The sequence below is a fragment of the Arthrobacter phoenicis genome, assembly GCF_047238215.1.
Taxonomy (GTDB): Bacteria; Actinomycetota; Actinomycetes; order Actinomycetales; family Micrococcaceae; genus Arthrobacter.
In genome coordinates, this window is the sequence record NZ_JBDFMK010000003.1 from 12,712 (window position 1) to 25,644 (window position 12,933).

13 protein-coding genes are annotated in these 12,933 nt (G+C 65.9%); 4 read left to right on the plus strand and 9 right to left on the minus strand.

Going from position 1 to position 12,933, the window contains the following annotated elements:
- Positions 1 to 309: 309 nt before the first annotated feature.
- From ABC337_RS17770 to ABC337_RS17780, 3 genes are all read right to left on the minus strand, one after another.
- Complete coding sequence (locus ABC337_RS17770; protein WP_253033713.1) at positions 310 to 612, minus strand: DUF4193 domain-containing protein; 303 nt, start codon at positions 610 to 612, stop codon at positions 310 to 312.
- A 207-nt stretch (positions 613 to 819) separates the two neighbouring features.
- Complete coding sequence (locus ABC337_RS17775; protein WP_412885061.1) at positions 820 to 1,851, minus strand: PDDEXK nuclease domain-containing protein; 1,032 nt, start codon at positions 1,849 to 1,851, stop codon at positions 820 to 822.
- 282 nt (positions 1,852 to 2,133) lie between these two features.
- Positions 2,134 to 2,982 (minus strand): SURF1 family cytochrome oxidase biogenesis protein, encoded by an 849-nt coding sequence (locus tag ABC337_RS17780; RefSeq protein ID WP_253033715.1) that lies wholly within the window; start codon positions 2,980 to 2,982, stop codon positions 2,134 to 2,136.
- 315 nt (positions 2,983 to 3,297) lie between these two features.
- Here ABC337_RS17780 and ABC337_RS17785 point away from each other — a divergent pair, with 315 nt between their 5' ends.
- Positions 3,298 to 3,522, plus strand: coding sequence for a DUF3188 domain-containing protein (locus tag ABC337_RS17785; RefSeq protein WP_253033716.1), 225 nt, complete (start codon positions 3,298 to 3,300; stop codon positions 3,520 to 3,522).
- An 834-nt stretch (positions 3,523 to 4,356) separates the two neighbouring features.
- Positions 4,357 to 4,833, plus strand: coding sequence for a hypothetical protein (locus tag ABC337_RS17790; protein WP_253033717.1), 477 nt, complete (start codon positions 4,357 to 4,359; stop codon positions 4,831 to 4,833).
- A 54-nt stretch (positions 4,834 to 4,887) separates the two neighbouring features.
- Here the strand turns inward: ABC337_RS17790 and ABC337_RS17795 are convergent, their stop codons facing one another.
- The 5 genes from ABC337_RS17795 to ABC337_RS17815 form a co-directional block, all read right to left on the minus strand.
- A complete protein-coding gene (locus tag ABC337_RS17795) occupies positions 4,888 to 6,132 on the minus strand; it encodes a copper resistance CopC family protein (RefSeq protein ID WP_412885060.1) in 1,245 nt (414 codons plus the stop codon).
- An 88-nt stretch (positions 6,133 to 6,220) separates the two neighbouring features.
- Complete coding sequence (locus ABC337_RS17800) at positions 6,221 to 6,910, minus strand: DsbA family protein (protein ID WP_400160606.1); 690 nt, start codon at positions 6,908 to 6,910, stop codon at positions 6,221 to 6,223.
- Complete coding sequence (locus tag ABC337_RS17805; protein ID WP_412885059.1) at positions 6,910 to 7,827, minus strand: cation diffusion facilitator family transporter; 918 nt, start codon at positions 7,825 to 7,827, stop codon at positions 6,910 to 6,912. The genes ABC337_RS17800 and ABC337_RS17805 overlap by 1 nt, the downstream gene beginning before the upstream one ends.
- Positions 7,824 to 8,201, minus strand: a complete 378-nt coding sequence (locus tag ABC337_RS17810) for an ArsR/SmtB family transcription factor (protein WP_011689621.1) — start codon at positions 8,199 to 8,201, stop codon at positions 7,824 to 7,826. The genes ABC337_RS17805 and ABC337_RS17810 overlap by 4 nt, the downstream gene beginning before the upstream one ends.
- Before the next feature lie 91 nt (positions 8,202 to 8,292).
- Positions 8,293 to 10,386: a bifunctional copper resistance protein CopD/cytochrome c oxidase assembly protein gene (locus ABC337_RS17815; protein ID WP_412885058.1), complete on the minus strand. Its 2,094-nt coding sequence runs from the start codon at positions 10,384 to 10,386 to the stop codon at positions 8,293 to 8,295.
- Between the two features lie 180 nt (positions 10,387 to 10,566).
- Between ABC337_RS17815 and ABC337_RS17820 the strand changes: the two genes are divergently transcribed.
- Both ABC337_RS17820 and ABC337_RS17825 read left to right on the plus strand, forming a co-directional pair.
- Positions 10,567 to 10,986 carry an ArsR/SmtB family transcription factor gene (locus tag ABC337_RS17820; RefSeq protein WP_412885057.1) on the plus strand — a complete coding sequence of 140 codons (420 nt, stop codon included), beginning with the start codon at positions 10,567 to 10,569 and terminating at the stop codon, positions 10,984 to 10,986.
- Between the two features lie 31 nt (positions 10,987 to 11,017).
- The gene (locus ABC337_RS17825) at positions 11,018 to 11,986 is read left to right on the plus strand and encodes a cytochrome c oxidase assembly protein (RefSeq protein ID WP_412885056.1); all 969 of its coding nucleotides are present in this window, start codon (positions 11,018 to 11,020) and stop codon (positions 11,984 to 11,986) included.
- Between the two features lie 353 nt (positions 11,987 to 12,339).
- Here ABC337_RS17825 and ABC337_RS17830 read toward each other — a convergent pair whose 3' ends face one another.
- Complete coding sequence (locus ABC337_RS17830; RefSeq protein WP_412885055.1) at positions 12,340 to 12,681, minus strand: TFIIB-type zinc ribbon-containing protein; 342 nt, start codon at positions 12,679 to 12,681, stop codon at positions 12,340 to 12,342.
- Positions 12,682 to 12,933 lie beyond the last annotated feature (252 nt).

Below are 12,933 nucleotides of genomic sequence, written 5' to 3' on the forward strand. Positions count from 1 at the left end.
CCCACGCCGGCCTCCACGGCCTCGGCTCTTTCCTGCAGATCAAGGCCTACAGCCAGCAGGCAGCCGGTGACCGCGCCACGAGGACAGTAACCGCCCTGCAGAAAAGTTCTGGACGATTTCACCGTATGCCTGGTGCAGCTCTAAGTGAGAATTGCCCCTCATATGCCGGACCTAACCAAGGGAACCCAACGAAGAAAGGCACGTGTCCCCGTACGCCCGCTGATCCACTCCCCCGGTCGGAAGGCCTGGCTTAACCGGCTATTTCCCCTGAGGAGGTTGCCGCTGGAGCGGGTACCGGGAGGGGCTGGGCTAGCTTTCACACTCGATGCAGTACGGGTGGCCGTTCTTTTCGCGTGTGAGCTGGGAACGGTGCCGGACCAGGAAGCATGAGTAGCAGGTGAACTCGTCCTCGGCCTGGGGAATCACCTGAACGATCAGTTCCTCGGCGACGAACTCTCCGCCGGGAGTTATGGCGTCATCCAGCGCGTCGGCCTCGTCGAGATCGCGGACGACGCTTCTGGCATCCGGGGCGTTGGCGGATTGCAGCGCCTCGAGGGAGCGCTCCTGTGATTCCTTGACGTCGGAACGTACTTCGTCGTAATCGGTTGCCACTGCGGTGATTCTCTTCTCTAACGTTCTTACCGGACGGAAATGCAACCTACACCATTGGACCGGGATTCCCCTCGCGAGGACCGGCGGGCGCCGTCCGAGAGCCCGACACCTCGACCCGGGTCCTGGCCGGGATGCCCGAGGACCGTGCGTCAGAGCGCTGTTCGGGAGGCCCTGCTGGGCTGCGCGCCGGGCAAACCGCCAGGTCACCTAGTCCTCGGTCCAGTCCAGCGCCGCGGTGAGCCGGTCGGCGTCGGGCAGCTGATCGCGAACGTCTGCGGGCAGGGCGTCGTAGGTGTAGGAGGCCACGGCCATGGGTGAGGTCGCGCGGCCGAGGCTGTAGCGGACGGTGTGGTCGTTCTTGCTGCCGCAGATCAGGATCCCCACTGTGTCTGCCTGGGTTTCGCGGCGGAGCCTGTCGTCGACGAGGGCAATGTAGAAGTTGAGTTTTCCCGCATATTCGGGCTGGAATTTGCCGGTTTTCAGTTCTACTACGTAGTACCGGAGCTGCTCGACGTGAAAGAAGAGGAGGTCGATGTAGAAGTCGTCGCCGCCGACGTCGAAGTGGACTTGCCGCCCGACGAACGCGAACCCGGGGCCCAATTCCCTAAGAGTTTCGGTGATGCGGTCCATGAGAGCCTGCTCGAGGTCCCGTTCTGCGACCTCTCCGGACAGACCAAGGAACTCAAAAGAGTAGGGGTCCTTGGCCACCTGCTGGGCTAGCTCCGAGTCTTGCGCAACAAGCTGTTGCGCAAAGTTCGACGGCGCTGACCCCGTGCGCTCGAGAGTTTTGTTCATGATCATGTTCATCAGGACGTTGCGCGACCAGCCGTATTCGACGGCTTCTGAGGCGTACCAGTCGCGCTTTTCTTGGTCGACAAGCTTGTCCAGCAGCACGGTGACGTGGCCCCACGGCAATTGCGCAACAGGCTGTTGCGCAATTGCACCCCCATTCCAAGCCCGGGCAAACGTCGTCATGTACTGAACGTTCCGGGCGGAGAATCCCTTCATCTCCGGGAACTCCGCCCGAAGGTCGTCAGCCAGCCGTTTGATGACGCCACTCCCCCACCCCTGTTGCTCCTGCTGGGCACTGACATCTTGCCCGATGGACCAGTACAACTCGATCAACTGCGTGTTGACCGTTCGCAGCGCTCTCGTGCGTGCGGCCCGGACCCGGTTCTTGAGCTCTCCGAGCAGGTCGATGTAGCCCGTGGGGAGGGTGAGGTCACGGGCATCAGTCATAGGTTCGAGCCTATCGAGCCGGCCAGGTTGGAAGGGCATCTCCAGCTGGAGCTTCGATCCTTAGCGGCTGGACCGTTTTTCCGCTGTTAGCGCTTTGATTTCCCGTCGCTGCTTGCCATTGACTGCGAACGGATCCCGAGGCAGCGCCAGGGTTAGGCATTCAGCACGTGAATGGCTTGTCACCGCGGGGACGGGCACCGGTATGACCAGAGCCAGCCCCGTGGGCCACATGTAGGTCACGCAGGTCGACGCGCGAAATGGCAAGAAACGGGATGCCGTGCTTTAAAGGCCGAGAGCGTCAAGCATGGCATCCTCTTCGTCGTCCGAGCCGGCGCGCCGCCGCGCGCGGGACGGGTGAAGCGGACTGTTGGCCGTGACCGGGGCAGCCTCTTCAAGTTCCTCGCGCCGCATCCGGGCGTGTTGCCGGGCTGTGTATCCGAAGCCCACGAAGGCGAGCACGCCGAAGGTGATCCACTGCAGGGCGTAGGAAAGGTTGGACCCCTCCTGCACGGATGGTGGGGTCAATTGCAGCGGCGTTTCATCCGGTCCGGGAGACTCCGAAGCCATCAGACCATAGCTGCCCGTCATTAGTGGATACGCGAGCTGGCGCGTGTATGCCACCAGTTCGATGCTGGCCAGCTGGCCCTCGGGCGCGGCACGGCCCAATCCGGGCTCCGCGGGCTTCAGCCGCACGACGGCGTCGATGGTTCCTTCCGGAGGAGCAGGTACGGCATCGGGGTAACCGGGCTTGAGATTGCCGATGGGCAGCCACCCCCGGTTGATCACGATTGTCTCCCCGGAAACCAGTCGAAAGGGAACCAGGACCTCATACCCGGGAGCGGAATTGTTTGGCCGGTTTCTGACGATCCGCTGATCAGACGCCAGGTAATGGCCGCGCACCGATACGGGCGTCCACTTGGCTCCGGGTCCGGCTACTTCGAAGTGCCTACGGGCAGATTCGAACGGGATGGGTTCTTTGTCATAGTTTTGTTGGACACGTTGGATCTCTGCCACGGCCTGATTCCGGCGCTCCAATTGCCAGTTTCCCAATCCGACGCAGGCCGCGGCGAAGAGTGCGGCGAGCCCCAGTATCCCCAGCCACTGCCGGGTCAGAAGGAACGAGTACGTCACTGGCCGGACCGAAGTAGCGTCCCCGGCCCCAGCGCGCCGCGCCTGGTTCCGGCAAGGCAAGGCCTGCCCGCACCTCGCGCCCGGGAGGATGTTCCGGACCGGGATTTTTCTTCAGTAATGTCGCAATGCACATCACCACCCTAGCCGCGGGCCGGACCGTCCCCATTCCGCAAGCCATTTTTGAGAGTCGGAGCTGTGCGTGCTCCGATGCGCGTTGGGAAAGAGCAGGGTCATCGCCCGCACACCAGCGCGAGGAACCGGCCGCGACCAGGTATCCGCCGGCCGTTCCGGAGAGCCAGCCGCTAAACTGCCAGGGTGCTAAATGAATTTTGGAACACCTCGACCGGCTCGTACAAGGCGCTCGTGTTTGGTGCCATGGGCCTGATCGCGGCCGGGATACTCCTGAACATCGCGGGAAACCTGTCCCGGATCGATGGCCTGACGGTCGCGTCCCTTCCGGTCATCGGAGTGGGCCTTGTGCTTCACAGCACAGGCGTCGTCGTCCGCGGTCAGGGGGTCCGGAGACGCCTCCAAAAGTAGCCCAGAGACGGGCGGATGCCGGGGGCGAATTCCTGGCCACCGTTGTTTCCATCCCATCCGGTGCATGGCCCGGATTCGGCATTTTCCCCCAGGCTTACCGTCGTGGTTTTTTCATCGAACATCCTTCCCGGCCCATCGTCGGTGGCGGGCAATCCGCAACTGGACAATTCGGGCCGTGGCCAGTAGTGCCGCCCAACGCATCAAAAAGCATCAGGTTCCCGCCGTCTCCCGCCTAGCCCGAACCCTGCATCAAACAGCAAATGCGTGCCGGTTGCTCCACCCCGAGCGGCACGGCCTCCGGCAGATTTTCCGATGTGGCCGCTCGGACCGGTCGTCATCGGGTCCCGAGCAGGCGGACTCCTCCGCTGCCGCACTGCAGGATGATTTCGCCCAGGCTGCACGGAAAGCCGTGAAGAACACGAGGCGAAGGTCAGGGTCAAGGGACCCTCATGGACGGGGCGGCCTTCCCAGCGAACGGTAAGGCGCAGCTGTGCATAATGGAGCGAAGCTTCGGTCAACCGCTATTTGACCGGAGCTTCGTCAATTGAGGGGGCCAGGGCATGCGCCTTCCGGGTCCGGATCGCTGCCTGCGCCGGCCGTCCTCGGGGTCGTGGCCGGCCCACCGTGTACCAGCCGACCCTGGGCGCGTTCCTGCTGGGACTGGGCGCCGGGGCCGTCGGCCAGATCGCAGTCAAGTTCCTTCTGCCCGCTCTACATCTGTTCAGGCGTTGCTGTAACGTCTCTGGGGGAGGTTAACGCAGCCTGTGCCTCCGGGCGTGCGCACTGTGGCGCCGCCGCAGGTGCATCCCCCAACCTCGACTCTCTCAAGGATCCATGAAAACGATGTCTCCAGCCGACGACGACCGCCAGAACCCCCTGCCGCCCAGCTCCGGCAAGGGTCCGGACGCAGGTATGCCACTGGGTGCCCGGCGCCTGGTGCTCATCGGCGGGCTTTGTGTACCGGTCGGACTGGTCGCCGGGCCCTACCTGCTTGGTCTTCAGATCCTGGCTGTCGGCGGCGTCGTCGCCGTTGCCGTGGCATTGTCATACGGCCCTGGCCGAACATGGTTCTCGCGGTGGTCCTGGCTGACGGTTGCCGCTGGCGCCGTCTGGATGGCAGCCACCATCGCGTACTGGGGGACCATCGTCGCCGCGGCAGATGCGTCCGCGCCGCTGTCGGGCTGGTCACCGGTGCTATTTAACATTGGCGTAGGAGGTCTGGTCATCATGGCCGCCGCCACCGCCGGCGGGGTCCTGACACGGTACCGGTTCCGCCGGGCGGCGGCCGCGGTGGCCGCCGCCCGGGGCTGACTCTGGTACCGGGTGGTCCGGTCCCTGGGTCGGGCGGGGAGTGCGTCCCGGGCTTTAGGAGTTCTCGTTTCTCGCCCGCTTGCGGCGGGCCAGGAAGAGGATGCCGGCCAGTGCAGCGATGACCGCGGCCGCGACGCCGAGCGTGAGGAGCGCGTTGTCGTTGCTGGGTCCTTTGGCCGGTTCAACTTCTGTGCTGCCTGCTGCGGCGGGGGCGGAGGTCTGCGCCGGCGACGGCGTCGCGGGTGCGGCCGACGCAGTTCGGGACGGGTTCTGGACGGTGAACGCGTAGTTTCCGTCGATCGGGTGTCCGTCGGAGGAGACGGCCCGCCACAGCACCTTGTGGGCTCCATTGGCCCCCGGGGTGACTTTCGTGGAGATCGTGGCGCCCGTAACGGTCACTTTTCCGTCACTGATTGTTTTCCCCTCCCCGTCGGTGACCGTGATGACGCTCAGGTTCAGACTGGCCGAATCGGTCGGGGGCTCCGAGAGAGTTAGCGAGACTGTCTCTGGCGGGGAGGTCACGGTTGTGTCCGCTGCCGGGGATGTGGACTGAAGGGCATCATGGGCCTGCGCTGGCCCGGCGGCCATCGCAGGGATTAACAGCCCGGTTGCGAGGGCCAGGGAAAGGAGGGTGCGCTTTTTGTGGGTCAGGTTCATGGTGTGTTCGCAATTCTGGGTGGTTGGGAGGGTGGCGGGGCCGGCCGAGCAGGCCGCTGTCCGCGGCGGCCCCCTCGCCGGGACCCGTCCGGGCGAAGTTCCCAGGTGGATGCGCCGCCCCTCGCCGGTGGCTGCGGTGCGGGACACGGGTGGCAGGGCCGCTGGAGCCGGCGGGGCTATCAGGGCCTTCAGCCATGAGGCCAGCATCCACAGCGTGGCCTCGGCCCGTGCGAGGACCAGGGCGGTGGCGAGCGTGGCCAGAAGATGCAGCCCGAGCATGGCATCGGCCGGATAGGCGTCCGGGACTCCCGGCCGGCCGACGGATCCCTGGAAGGAAACGTCCGTCCTGCCGTGTACGTGTGCAACCGGCACACCCCCGGGTGCTGCGGGGACAGACAGTGCGGCGAAGGCATGGTGGAGGGCGAACTGCCCGGCGAGGAGATAGCCGACAAGGATGGGGGCTGTCATGGTCCGCGCGGTAAGGGGCGCTGCGGTGAGGGCGGCCAGAGCGGCCAGCGCTGCCATGACCGGCGGCGTCGGCAGTGCCCCCCCGGCGCCAAGATGCGCAGCTGCGGCAAGGAAGAGGGCCGTCCCGGCCGCGGCGAGGGCCCTGGTGACCCGAAACGGCGCGCGTCGTTTCACCGTCGGGCTCCTTCCTCAGGCAGAAAGTTTTACACTACGTAGAAAGTGTTGGCCGGGCAAAAGCAGGCGGCCGTGCACGGCGACTGCCTTATTTGGCGGCGTCGGTAAGTTTCTGCCGGAAGTCCGCCTCGGTGCTGAGTGTCAGCTTTTGGCCGTTGAGGAAGAAGGTCGGGGTGCCGGTCACTCCCAGCGCCTTGCCGTCGGCGACGTCTTTGCGGATCCGGTCAATGGTTTTTTCGTCCGCTACGGCGGCGTCGTACTTGGTCAGGTCCAGGTTCAGTTCCTGCGCGTACGTTCTGAACAGGGGCGCCTGGGAGTCCTGCTTTTCGCCCCATTGCGGCTGGGTGTCGAACATTTTGGTGTACATCTGCTCGTACTTGCCCTGCTGCGCGGCGGCCTCCACGGCCAGGGCCGCGGTTCCGGAGTTCCTGTGTCCGGGAAGCGGGAAGTAGCGGTTGACGAAGGTGATCCTGTCGCCGAATTCCTTCTTCAGTTCCTCCACGAGCGGCTGCGCTGCCCGGCAGGATTCACATTCGAAGTCCAGGAACTCGACCAGCTGGGCCTTCTCTGTGGCCGGTGAAGTGACGCGGTGGCTGTCGTCGCGGACCAGCTGCGCGTCGGCCACCGGCTGCGGTGCCGGCGGCGCCGGCTTAGCGGCGGTGAAGACCGCGTACCAGATCACGCCGGCGGTGACGATGACGCCCAGGAGGATCCAGAGGACCAGACGGACCTTTTTCGCGGGGTCCGGTGGGGCGGGGGCTGTCGTGGTCTGTGTCATCAGTGGTGGATGCTTTCCTGGTCGCGGTGGGCGGCGGGTTCGATCTGGAAGGTGGAGTGTTCGACGCTGACGTCGAAGTGTTCGGCCACGCAGCTCTGCAGGTCCGCCAGGATGGTCGCAGCGTGGCCGTCCGTCATGCAGCCGTCCTCGACGGTGACGTGCGCCGAGAGGACGGGTGTCCCGGAGGCGACGAGGGAGGCGTGCAGGTCGTGGACGTCAATGACGTGGGGCAGGGCTAGGATGTGTTCGCGGACCTCGTTCATGTCCAGGCCCTGCGGGGCGTTTTCCATCAGCACGTTGACGGTGTCCCGGAGCAGCTTCAGCGTACGGGGAATGATCAGGACACCGATCAGCAGGGACACGACGGCGTCGGCCTGGACCCAGCCGGTGACGGCAATGATGATCGCCGCGACAGTCACGGCCACCGACCCCAGCGCATCGTTGAGCACTTCCAGGAACGCGGCCTTCATGTTGAAGTTGTGGTTCCGGCCCGAGGCCAGAACAATGAGCCCCACGGCGTTGCCGGCGAGGCCGATGACGCCGAACCACAACATCGTTCCGCCTCCGATTTCGGGCGGCTCGATGAGGCGGCGGATGCCCTCAACGATGACAAACCCGCCGACGCCCAGCAGCAAGGCAGCCTGCCCGGCCGCGGCGATGATTTCTGCGCGCTTGTACCCCCAGGTCCGTTTGGCCGCGGCAGGTTTCAGGGCCAGCGAGGCGGCGATCAGGGCGATGAGCAGCCCGGTCGAGTCGGTGAACATGTGGCCCGCGTCGGCCAGGAGCGCCAGGCTGCCGGTGAGGACCGAGCCGATGATCTCCGCGATCATCACGGTGAACGTGATGGCGAAGACGAGAATCAGTTTGCTGCGGTTACCCGCGGCGGCCGCGCCATGGTCGTGATCGTGCCCGCTCATGGGCCTACCTTCGTCATGCGTTCCTGGCCGGTCAGCGGGGACGGCTTGTCCTGGGGACAATCGGGCTCGGCACAGCTGCAGATCGGGTCGACGGTCAGGATCGTGCCGAGCAGGTCATCCAGGGCGTGCACCAGTCGCGGGTCCGAGAGTCGGTATTGGACCCGTCGTCCTGCGGGGTCCCCGGCCACCAACCCGCAGTCGCGCAGACAGGCCAGGTGGTTGGAGAGGATCTGGCGGCTGACTCCGATCCGGTCGGCAAGTTCCGAGGGGCACGCCGGGCCGGATTTGAGTTCGAGCAGGATGGCTGCCCGGGTCGGGTCGGCCAGTGCCTTGCCGAAGCGTGCCAGAACATCGGGCGTGGACAGTATGCGCATTTCCCGGATAATACAGTGATTTCTGGATTCGGAGCATTTCGTGTTCTGTCCGGCTGGCAGTTGGGTGCCGGGGCGGAGGGGTCGCAGTGCGCTAGTTGGCCCGGTCATGGGTCCGGTCCGTTGCGGTGCTGCGTTCCTCGAGGCGGGCGAGCATGGCGTTGTAGGCGGTGAGGTCGGCGTCGTTGTTCCGGGCTGCGGCACGGTCGGTGCGCCGGGTTTCGCGGGCATCGGACCGTGACCACATGACCGCCACGCCGAGGGCAATCAGCACGGTGGGGATCTCGCCGATACCCCAAGTGATCGCACCGGCCATCTGCTGATCCTCCAGCGCCGGCAGCCCCCAGTCCCGCCCCAGACCGGTGAACCAGTCCGACTGGATCAGGGTGGTTGAGCCCATCAGGGTCACGCCGAAGAAGGCGTGGAAAGCCATGGTGGCCAGTAGCAGCAGCAGCCGCAGCGGGTAGGGCGCACGGCGCGGAACAGGGTCGGTGCCGATCATGGATAGAACAAAGAGGTAGCCGGTGATAACGAAATGGACCGTCATTAGTTCATGCCCGACGTGTTCACGGAGGGCGAAGCCGAACGCGTCGGAGTAGTAAAAGAGAACGATGGATCCGGCGAAGTTGGCGGCAACGAACAAAGGGTGGGTCACGATGGCGGCCACCCGTGAATGGACCAGAACCATGATCCATTCCCTGGGGCCGCGGGAACCGTCATGCCGTGGGGCCAGTGTTCGAAGCGCGAGGGTGACCGGGGACCCGAGGACGAGGAACACCGGGACGACCATGGTTAGAGCCATGTGGTCCAGCATGTGGGCGCTGAACAGGACCCTGCCGTAGACAGACGGACCGCCTGAGGTGAAGAACACCAGTGCGGCCAGGCCGGTCAGCCACAGCAGCGACCGGGCCCAGGGCCAGGTGTCACCGCGGACCCGGAGGCGCTGCGCGGCCCGCAGATACAGATAAGCGCCGGTCAGGGCCACGGCGATCCAGAGCCAGTCCGGCCGCCAGACGGTGAACCACCGCTCTGCAGTCAGCTCCGGGGGCAGCAGGTAGCCGGTGAGGATCTCTGCCGGCGTCAGGGCCGGCCGGATGTCCTCTCCCCCGGGCGGAGGCGTCCGGCTCAGGGCCGCGGCCAGGCCGCTGGCCGCGCCCATGATCAAAAGCTCCACGACGATGAAGCGCCACAGCAACCGGGTGTGCGTCCCGGGTCCGGGCTTCAGGGACAGCTGCGGGAGGATTCGTCGGCGGTGCAGTAAGCCGATGGCGCCCAAAACGAGGGCGGCAGCTGTCTTGCCCAGAAGGAGGACGCCGTAAGGCGAGGCCAGCCCCGCGGGGAGGTCGATGCGGATGGCGGCGTTGATGATGCCGGAGGCGACCACGAGGATGAAAGCGAAACCGGCCAGGGTAGAAAACCGTTCCAGGACCGCCGCGGTGTCCTTGCCAAAGGCGGTCCCTCCGACCGTCAGCGCAATCAGCCCACCCAGCCACAAGCACACCCCCACCAGATGAAGGCCCAGGGAGTTGATGGCCTGCTCGTGGTCGCTGCCGCCGGCAGCGTGCCCGATGAGGATCATGGGAAGGAGCCCGGCCAGGGACAGCAGCGCCGCAGCGGCGAGTCCGCCGCGGGACCGGAGACCGAACGTGAGCGTCGATACCGACGCGGAAATGATGACCACCCACAGCCACGCTGTCCCTGTCGGCAACTCGGTGATGTAGGAGGCCAGCTGGGAGGCGTATTCGCTGCTGCCGGAGATGGGGATGCCGGTGATGTCGGAGAAACTGAAGACCAGGACGGCCATGGCGGACAGCGTCCAGAGCACGCTGGCCGTGGACGCCAGCACCATGATGCGGGTGAACGCGGGGTGCTCCACCGCCGCAGAGACCGGTCCCCTTCGGCCGGGGTTCCCGCGCCCCGGACCCCGCAGCGCCGGCGGGATGATGCAGGCAGCGAAAACGAGGGCGCCGATCGTGGCCGCGGCGGCGGTGTTCTGGAGAGTCTGGGCGATCCCGTAGCCCCAGCGCACCAGAGCTCCAGGGTCCCGGGTTTCCGGAGGCAGGGCGGCGCTGCCGTATGCACTGGCCGCCAGGACCGCCACCACCGCAATGACACCGGCAACGGCGAGCCAGACCAACCGCGGCGAAACCGTCGGCGTGTTGGCAGAGGCGGGGGCTTTCAACGCCACTATGCATCCTCAAAGTCGTGGGTCCGGACCCGCTGCCGTGTACAGCCGCAGGCGGTGCCGGCGCACTGCCGGTCTCAACCAGATTATCTGTAGAGTTGTTCACACGTTAAACGGACGCCCGGGGTGGTCCCCCGCCGCGGAGTAAATGCGAAGCATTAGCATTAGAGGTAATCTTGACAAATGACCACAAGCTCACGGCCCCCGACACCTGCCGGCCAGGTCAGCGAATGCTCCCTCCGCCTGGTGGATGCCGACAAAGTCGAACAGGTCCGCTCCCGGATGCCCGCGGAGGCCGAGGTCGCGGACCTTGCCGTCATCTTCGGCCTGCTCTCGGATCCGGGACGGGTCCGGATCCTCATCGCCCTGCTCGAAGGCGAAATGTGCGTCTGCGATCTGGCCGCCACCACGGGCCTGAGCGAATCCGGCGTCTCACATGCCCTGAGGCTGCTGCGCGGACCACGCGTGGTGACCGTCCGGCGCGCCGGCAGGATGGCCTATTACTCGCTGGCGGACGCCCACGTCCGCATGCTCCTGGACCTGGGCCTGACACATGTCGGGCACACCGGGCAGGACAGACTGAAAATGGTCGCCGGACGCTAACGCACCCGGCACGCCGGATCCGGGTGCCGTGATGGCGGAACCGGAAATCGACGGGCCCGTCTGGATCCCGACGCTGCCCCCTTCGCTGGCCGAATACTTGGCTCCCAACCTGCAGCCCATACCCCTGATACCGGCTCTGGCCGCTCTCGGCGCGCTGCTGTATCTCGCCGGTGCCATAAGTCTCTGGCGGCAGGGTCGGCGCTGGTCGCCGGTCCGCACCGCATCCTTCCTAACCGGCTCCCTGGCCATCATCGTGGTCATGGGCGCCGGGATCGAAGGCTACGGGCTGCGGATGTTCTCAATCTTCATGTTCCAGCAGTTGACGCTGATGATGGCCGTGCCGCCGCTGCTGGTAATCGGCTCCCCCGGGACGCTGCTGTTGCGGGCTACACCTCACTTCGGGCCGGGCCGGGTGGTCCTGCGCGCCGCCATTTGGGGTCTCCGCTCCCGCTGGGGCCGGCTGGCGATCCACCCGGCCTTCATGGTGCCGCTGTTTCTGCTCAGCTTCTACGGCGTGTACTTCTCCGGTAGTGCGGATCTCCTCCTGCCCAGCTGGTACGGGCACGTCGGACTCGAGTTGCTGTTCCTGGCCGCCGGTATATTGTTCACGGTTCCGCTGATCTCAGCGGACCCGCTGCCGACGCGCCAAAGCCATTTCGGCCGGATGATCGATATGTTCGCCGAAATGCCCCTGCACGCGTTCTTCGGCGTCGTCCTCATGATGGCCACCGCGCCGATGATCGACTTCTTCTCCACACCTCCCCCGCAATGGAACGTCAACCCCATGACGGACCAGGGAGTCGCCGGCGGCCTGGCCTGGTCCTATGGGGAACTGCCCGGGGTCCTGATGCTCATGTTCATCCTGGTCCGCTGGCAGCGGGATGAGGCCAAAGGCTGGGCCCGTTCCGACCGGTCCGCCGCGACAGAAGGCACTCCGGAGCTGGACGCGTATAACGAATACCTTCAGCAGCTGGCCCGCCGGCCGGAACGCCGCCGGTGATCCTCAACGCCGCTGCCCCGGTCTTCCCCGTTGCGCCGGACGAGATGAGGGGTCTTTGGGCTTCCCATGCGAGAGACAGGGCCAGCTCACGGATCCTGCCCAGGCTAATGACACCGGGTTCGAAATGCACGCACAGCTGCGCCGCTTCGGCGCCGTCCGGGCGTTTGACGTGGGCGTTGATGACGCCTTCCCGGGCCTGCAGGCCGTCGGTCAGGATGCGGACGCAGGCGTCCTGTTCATCCAGCGCCTCCGGCAGCACGGTCCTCAGGTCAAGTTGTGTGTCGGTTGCCATGCGTGCTCAATTCTCAATTCACGGGATCAGGATCAATTGGCGGGAGTAAGGTCTGCGGGGACTACCCGAACAGGTCACCGAGGAACCCGCCGCGCTTGCGGCTGTCGTGCCGGTCCCCGTGCCCGGAGCCGTGGTGTCCGTCCCTGCGGTCCGGGTAAGCCGGCTGACCGTACGGGGCCTGCGGGGACGGAGGCTGGATATACGGGGCCTGCGGGCTCGCGGGGGCGGGGTTCCGGGCCGCGTAGAACGAGGCTTCGGCGTCCATCAGGGACTCGAGCTCGCCCCGGTCCAGGAAGATTCCGCGGCACCCGGTGCATTGGTCGATGATGACGCCGTTACGCTCGTAGGGACGCATCTCCGCAGCGCATTTGGGGCAGGTCAGCGTGGCAGGTGAAGCGTTCATGACGACTCCTCATGGATTGATTTTTCGTGGGATTCTCGGCCGACCGGGGCGGCTATGCCGGTGGGCGGTGAGTGGCCAATGTGGTGATCGCCACGGGCATGTCCGCCGCCGCGCCGGTTCGGTTTCCGGAGGGGGCGGCCGTGTGCGACCCTCCATGCGCGGGACAGTATGGTTCGCCACCGAAGGGGGCCGACGACCCGCGGATCCCGCCGGGCCCGCACCGCCGGAGGCGCACGTGCGGGCCAGAGGCGG

What these genes read in the sequence shown, in the direction of transcription:
- ABC337_RS17775 (WP_412885061.1), bottom strand. Translation starts at nt 1,851, where the DNA reads ATGACTGATGCCCGTGACCTCACCCTCCCCACGGGCTACATCGACCTG.
- ABC337_RS17790 (WP_253033717.1), top strand. Translation starts at nt 4,357, where the DNA reads ATGAAAACGATGTCTCCAGCCGACGACGACCGCCAGAACCCCCTGCCG.
- ABC337_RS17800 (WP_400160606.1), bottom strand. Translation starts at nt 6,910, where the DNA reads ATGACACAGACCACGACAGCCCCCGCCCCACCGGACCCCGCGAAAAAG.
- ABC337_RS17805 (WP_412885059.1), bottom strand. Translation starts at nt 7,827, where the DNA reads ATGAGCGGGCACGATCACGACCATGGCGCGGCCGCCGCGGGTAACCGC.
- ABC337_RS17810 (WP_011689621.1), bottom strand. Translation starts at nt 8,201, where the DNA reads ATGCGCATACTGTCCACGCCCGATGTTCTGGCACGCTTCGGCAAGGCA.
- ABC337_RS17820 (WP_412885057.1), top strand. Translation starts at nt 10,567, where the DNA reads ATGACCACAAGCTCACGGCCCCCGACACCTGCCGGCCAGGTCAGCGAA.
- ABC337_RS17825 (WP_412885056.1), top strand. Translation starts at nt 11,018, where the DNA reads ATGGCGGAACCGGAAATCGACGGGCCCGTCTGGATCCCGACGCTGCCC.
- ABC337_RS17830 (WP_412885055.1), bottom strand. Translation starts at nt 12,681, where the DNA reads ATGAACGCTTCACCTGCCACGCTGACCTGCCCCAAATGCGCTGCGGAG.